Annotated in this window: 6 protein-coding genes; all 6 read left to right on the top strand. The window is 50.5% G+C overall.

The features are described 5' to 3' along the window. The coding region (locus tag VSS37_RS20285; RefSeq protein ID WP_324698176.1) for a GDP-mannose 4,6-dehydratase at positions 1-432 on the top strand (432 nt) is incomplete at its 5' end. A gap of 48 nt (positions 433-480) precedes the next feature. Beyond that, the gene (locus VSS37_RS20280; protein WP_324698174.1) at positions 481-954 is read left to right on the top strand and encodes a Uma2 family endonuclease; all 474 of its coding nucleotides are present in this window, start codon (positions 481-483) and stop codon (positions 952-954) included. Positions 955-1,124: 170 nt separating this feature from the next. After that, complete coding sequence (locus VSS37_RS20275; RefSeq protein WP_324698172.1) at positions 1,125-1,937, top strand: tyrosine-protein phosphatase; 813 nt, start codon at positions 1,125-1,127, stop codon at positions 1,935-1,937. Positions 1,938-2,140: 203 nt separating this feature from the next. After that, entirely contained in the window at positions 2,141-2,731 is a 591-nt protein-coding gene (locus tag VSS37_RS20270; RefSeq protein WP_324698170.1) for a polysaccharide biosynthesis/export family protein, read from the top strand. A gap of 41 nt (positions 2,732-2,772) precedes the next feature. Continuing rightward, complete coding sequence (locus tag VSS37_RS20265; protein WP_324698169.1) at positions 2,773-5,082, top strand: GumC family protein; 2,310 nt, start codon at positions 2,773-2,775, stop codon at positions 5,080-5,082. 14 nt (positions 5,083-5,096) lie between these two features. After that, on the top strand, positions 5,097-6,013 hold a 917-nt coding region (locus tag VSS37_RS20260; protein ID WP_324698168.1), incomplete at its 3' end, for a hypothetical protein.

Below are 6,013 nucleotides of genomic sequence, written 5' to 3'. Positions count from 1 at the left end.
GCCAAAGACTACGTGGAAATGCAGTGGCTGATGCTCCAGCAAGACCACCCCGAAGACTTCGCCATCGCCACCGGCAAACAATACTCCGTGCGCCAGTTCGTCGAGTTCGCCGCCGCCGAACTCGGCATCACCCTGCAATGGGAAGGCTCCGGCATTGAAGAAAAAGGCATCGTCGCCAAAGTCGAAGGCGACAACGCCCCATCCGTCAAACCCGGCATGACCATCGTCGCCGTTGACCCACGCTACTTCCGCCCCACCGAAGTCGAAACCCTGCTCGGCGACCCGACTAAAGCCAGGGAAAAACTCGGCTGGACACCCAAAATCACCCTACAGGAAATGGTCGCCGAAATGACCGCTTACGACCTGGATCAGGCCAAACGCCTGAAACTGCTCAAGGATCACGGCTTCGAGGTCAGCCATGCACGGGAATAAGAATCCATGCTAAGCTCTAAAGCAGTGAATCCACTCAGGAGATGGGACATGAACTGGCAAGAAGTATGCGACAATCCCGCCCTGCAAAATCTGCCGTACAAAATGGAACTCAACCAACAAGGACAAATCATCATGAGTCCAGCCAGTGTCATGCACGTCATTTTTCAAGGCAAGATCATGACCCTGCTTAACCGTTACCAACAGGATTGTCTGGTTGTACCTGAGTTTCCAGTAGAAACCCGCGACGGGATTAAGGTAGTGGATGTCGGCCTCTTGACCAATTCGCAATTAACCCGGTTGCAGAATAATATCAGTGCCGCATTTGCGCCCATTTTATGCATTGAAGTGCTATCGCCCAGCAATACCCTGACGGAAATGGAACGCAAAAAAGAACTGTATTTTGAGAAAGGCGCGGAAGAATTCTGGATCTGTGACCAAACCGGGCAGATGGGCTTCTACGGCAAAAGTGGCGAGCTAGCCAAATCCTTGCTGATCAGGCAATTTCCCCAACATATCAATTAGTAAATACTCTATATCAGGTCGGTTGCGATCTTTATATGCACTTACCAGAGACTTGACGGAGCACCAAGAAACCCTGACTCCAAAACATTAGTACCAAAGTAAGCATAAGGATGAACAGAGTGTGACTACAAGCACACATTTCTTTCTGCAAATTGGCTTATACTGTTAGAATGATAGATTTACACAGCCATATCCTGCCTGCACTTTGTGACGGCTCCCAAAATCTGGAAACCTCCATCGCTATGGCGCGTCTGGCTGTGGCGGATGGAACCACCCATCTGGCCTGCACTCCGCATATTTACCCTGGCGTCTACCCGAATACGAAGGCAACCATAGCTCCGACGTTGGCGGCGCTTCAGGCTGAGCTGGATGCCCTGGAAATTCCTCTGACATTAGTGATGGGGGCCGATGTGCATATGGTTCCCGAAGTCATGGAAGGGCTAAAAACCGGCAGGATTCCAACCCTGCATGGGTCACGTTATTTCCTGCTGGAACCCTCCCATCATGTGCCAGTCCCGCACTTCCTGGATCAGATCGAAAACTTCCTGAATGCGGGCTACATACCCGTGATTACCCATCCTGAGCGCCTGCGCTGGCTGGATGAGCACTATCAGGACTTCGTCTCCGCCGCCCGTATGGGCGCATGGTTACAAATCACAGCGGGCGCAATTGCGGGAAAATTCGGGAACAATGCAAAAAAACTTTCCGAACGCCTGCTATTGGATAAGGTCGTACACATCATCGCCTCGGATGCACACAGCATTGAGCACCGCCCACCAATACTGTCAGAAGGCGTGGCAGAGGCAATACGCATCACTGGCGATGAAACAGAAATCCGCCAAATGGTGGAAGGGCGACCCCAGTTGGTTTTAAACAATGCCGAGCCAGATAGCTTGCCATTACCCGCCGGGTTGCTACAGCAGGAATTCTTGCCGCAAAAAGGCAAGGGAAAAAAGAACTGGTTTCAACAATTGTTTTTATGAATAATCGGAACCCGGCCATTTTGTCTTGAATGGAACCAAATCTTTACACGGTTTTGGATAACAATATGCAAATACAAACAAAAAGCTCAGTATTTTTCCCTGCAATCGTAACTTGTTTATGCGTCGCAGCTTTCACTGGATGCAGCAGTAATACAGCCCTGCCGACAAGCACTGGAACTGATGGGGCTACATCTGCGGAAAATGTGTTTTCCAACCTGAATGAGCTGGATTATATCGCCCCCACCGAACAGGCCACCATTACGGCGGGCGATATGCTGGATATCAAGGTATTCCAGGCTGATGAGCTATCCGGCAAAGTCCGGGTTGAATCTAATGGCCAGATTTCATTGCCGTTGATTGGTGCCATTACAGTCGCCGGATTGACCCCTATCGAAGTGGAAAACAAACTTAAGGCGCAGCTTGGGCACAAATACCTACAAAACCCTCAGGTGACCGTTTTCATGGAAACCTTTACCAATCAGCGGGTAACGCTGGAAGGGGAAGTCAACAAGCCGGGAATTTATCCAGTCTCAGGCTCTGTTACCCTGTTGCAGGCCATCGCCATGGGTGAAGGTCTGTCCAGCTTGGCCGACCCATCAAAAGTTGTGCTGTTTCACCGTGTCGGTAATCAGACCAAGGCTTATAACCTGAATGTCGATGCTATCCGCAGCGGCAAAATGCGAGATCCCTATATACGGGGAGATGACCGCATCATTATCCACCGTTCCGACAGCCGTTATTGGGTCAAGGAAGTGACCAATACCATTCGTGGCTTCGTCAGTCCGTTCAATTGATAGAGCAATAAAGTAAGCAACACTGGGGAGTAATCCGAACCATGACACACAGGAACATCAATCGGGAGATGGACGAACTTGAACCAGGACACAACCTTGTCCCGGTGCAACAACAGCGGGCCATGGTTGCTACCGGCTACGAAATGGCGGGTTCCCCCGATGACAATGGTGATGATGAAATCGACTTACGTGAATTATGGACAGTCATCAAGCGCCGTAAGGGAACCATCGCGCTGATATTTTTACTGGTTTCATTGCTGGCCCTATTATTCACCTTGATGCAAACGCCCTTGTACCGGGCCAGTGTCACGCTGGAAATCAATACGGATGACAAACGGGTATTGGATTATGACGTTGAAGCTAATGGCGCGCCCCGCCCAACTGACAGCAAGGATTTCTATCAAACCCAATATGAGCTACTCCAGAGCCGCAATCTCGCAGACCGGGTCATTAGTAAACTGAAACTAGAACCAAGGCTGAAAGGGGAAGAACTGGTTAAGCCCTTCTATGCAGATTCGCTCAATGAGATTAAAGGCTGGCTCAGCCAAATAACCCCGTCCAATGTCAGCGCAAAAACTACAACTGATATTGGGGAACGCCCTGTATCCGAGTTATTTCTAGAGAATGTGACAGTTTCCCCCATTAAAAACTCCCGAATTGTCACCGTTCATTACGACGACGCGGATCCTGCGATGGCCGCCACTATCGCCAATTCATTGGCGGACAACTATATCAATATGAATCTGGAACGGCGCGCCGACTCCACTACTTACGCCCGCAAATTCCTGGAAGAACAGCTGGTGCAAACCAAAAGCAAGCTGGAGGAGTCTGAAAACAAGCTGGTGCAATACGCCAAAGACAAATCCATCTACAACACTGATGATAAGCAAAATCTGGTGGGGCAGAAATTGCAAGAGTTGAGCGCAGCCTTGACCGAAGCCGAAAAAGACCGGATTGCGGCGGAAAGCCAGTACAAACAATCCATGGGCAGCAAAAGTCAAGACCGGGTTCAAAGCAGCATGGTCATTCAACAACTGAAAGCATCAAAAGCCAAACTTCAGACTGATTATCAGGACAAACTGAAAATCTACAAGCCTGATTATCCCCTGATGCAGCAATTACAAAGCCAGATCAATGAATTGGACGCCCAAATCAACAGCGAATCCTCACTAGAGAGGTCTACCGCACAAACGACGCTCAAGTCCGATTATATGGCGGCCAAGCAAAAAGAAGACCAGCTAAGGGCAGAAGTTGATAAATACAAGGCGGAACTCCTCACCACTCAAGATAAAAGCATTGGTTATAACACCCTGCAGCGCGAGGTGGAAACCAACCGGCAGTTATATGAGGGACTGTTGCAGCGCGTCAAGGAAGTCAATGTTGCCGGGCTGGCCAATACCAATAATGTGTCCATTGTCGACCCGGCCATCGTGCCATTTGAAGTGGAAAAACCCAATCTTAAGCTGAATCTTGCGTTGGGAGTCGTGCTGGGCTTGTTTCTGGGAACAGTGGCCGCTTTTCTGCTTGAATTTCTGGATGACCGCATCAAATCGATAGACGATTTAGAAAGGGTCTTGCCTGTTCCCATTCTTGGGATCGCACCCAGCATGGGCAAAGGTTCAAGGCAGAAGCAGCAGAATTACGCGCTGCTGACCGTAGAAAAGCCAACCTCGGCAGTGGCGGAAGCATTCCGCTCCCTGCGCACCAACCTGATGTTTGCAACCCGTGCGGGCGCTCCTCGCGTGTTGAATGTAACCAGCACTGACGCAAGTGAAGGCAAAAGCAGCACCTCCATCAATCTGGCCACGGCTTTCGCCCAGGCCGGCAAAAGTGTCCTGCTAATTGACGCCGACCTGCGCAAACCAAGCCTGCACAAGCATTTCAAATTGGATAACTCCAAGGGGCTGACCCACTACCTTGTGGGGCAGGAAACGTTGAAAGGCATTACCCAGACATCGTTTATTCCGGAAGTTTATGTCATAACCTCCGGCCCCCTCTCGCCCAATCCGGTGGAATTGCTTTCGAGTGAGCGCTTGGTTGAATTGGTCGCCTTTGCAGACAGCCCACAATGTGAGTTTGACATTATCATTCTCGACTCCCCGCCGATTCTTGGCTTGGCGGACGCGCTGGTAATCGGTAACCGCACCCACGCCACCCTATTGGTGGCGGCCTGGAATGAATCACGTAAACGGCCGTTACAAGCCGCATTCAATCGCCTACGGCAGGCGCGGACTAACATCATCGGGGTTGTCATGACCAAAGCCAAAGGCAATGCTGGCGGTGACTCCTACTACAACTACGACTATTACTACAGTTACGGCGAAAGGAAAACCCTCAAGAACGCGGCATAAAGGGTATGGTCATATTGGACAAGCTGAGACAGGTGTTGCTGATTGTTTTTGCGGTATTGGCCATTGCGTTAAGCATCAGTTATCGCAGCGGCCATGTCGTGCCGGATGATTTCTTTGACGCCAGGCGGGCAACTGCCGATATTGACCCACAGGGATGGAAAAGACTGGATACCGATGACTGGCTGCAACTGGCCAATCAGGCGCGTCAGGAAAATCAACTGGATCAGGCGCAAACATTTACACAACAGGCGCTTGCCAGCAATTTGGGCAGTGGTGAGGCGATGGTGCAACTGGCCTTGCTATTGCTCCATCAAGGCAAGCAGGAACAGGCAATACAACTGGCGGAACTGGCGGACAAACTTGCAACCGCACAAAACAGCACCCACACCTACCTGTCCGCATTCTGGAGCCGCACCAAGCAGTTGGATAAATTACTGGATGAATGGAATGTCTTGCTGACACGCGACACAAGCATAAGCCAATCGCTGTATCCACAATTGCAGCAACTGACAGTGGCAACACCTGAAAACACGCCTTTACTTGATAAATTTGCCAAAAACCCGCCAACATGGTGGGGCAGTTTTTTCAATTTTCTGGTACGGGATGAGAAAACGCCATCCGCCTTACTGTCTCATTTATACGAATTGCGGTTGCATTCATCACAACCCATCGACAGCAAGGAAATGACACCGTATGTCAGCCGCCTGATTAAGGAGCAGCAGTGGACGGAAGCCCATGCAGTCTGGCTGGCTGGCCTTCCTCCAGAAGATGAGACATTCAAAGGCTTAGTTTACGATGGAGGCTTTGAAGGGGATATGCACAATACCGGCTTTGACTGGTTTTTCGGTTCACACCCACAAATTGATATTCAGCAAGAGCTTACCTTCGGCATGGAAGGCCATCGCGCCCTCAATGTCAAATTAAGCGGCCC

This window comes from Candidatus Thiothrix phosphatis, from assembly GCF_035668035.1.
Taxonomy (GTDB): domain Bacteria; phylum Pseudomonadota; class Gammaproteobacteria; order Thiotrichales; family Thiotrichaceae; genus Thiothrix; species Thiothrix phosphatis.
The sequence above is the reverse complement of the archived record's forward strand: the minus strand, read 5'-3'. Positions and strand labels throughout refer to the sequence as shown.